The sequence below is a fragment of the Pseudoalteromonas sp. P1-9 genome (assembly GCF_001399975.1).
Lineage (GTDB): Bacteria > Pseudomonadota > Gammaproteobacteria > Enterobacterales > Alteromonadaceae > Pseudoalteromonas.
The window spans coordinates 1-246 of the sequence record NZ_LKBD01000191.1 but is presented as its reverse complement, the minus strand read 5'-3'; the positions used below and the strand labels follow the sequence as shown (position 1 = coordinate 246).

Genomic DNA, 246 nt, shown 5'->3' with positions numbered 1-246 from the left:
ACGCTGTTTCGTTTCACTTCTGAGTTCGGCATGGGGTCAGGTGGTTCCAAAACGCTATAGTCACCAAGCAAATCTGGTTGACTTAAGAGCTTGTCTTAAATCTAAATCTGGAAAACTGTTTCTTTTATCTCAATCGTAAAGTTATCTACTTTAGTATCTTAATCTATTCAACTTCTGCGGGTTATAAACCACTTTGGCGTTGTATGGTTAAGCCTCACGGGTAATTAGTACAGGTTAGCTTAATGG

Annotated in this window: 1 rRNA gene; it reads right to left on the bottom strand. The window is 39.0% G+C overall.

The features are described from left to right. Positions 1-68 (bottom strand): 5S ribosomal RNA (gene rrf / locus AN214_RS22125); the annotation flags it as partial. Between the last annotated feature and the right edge of the window lie 178 nt (positions 69-246).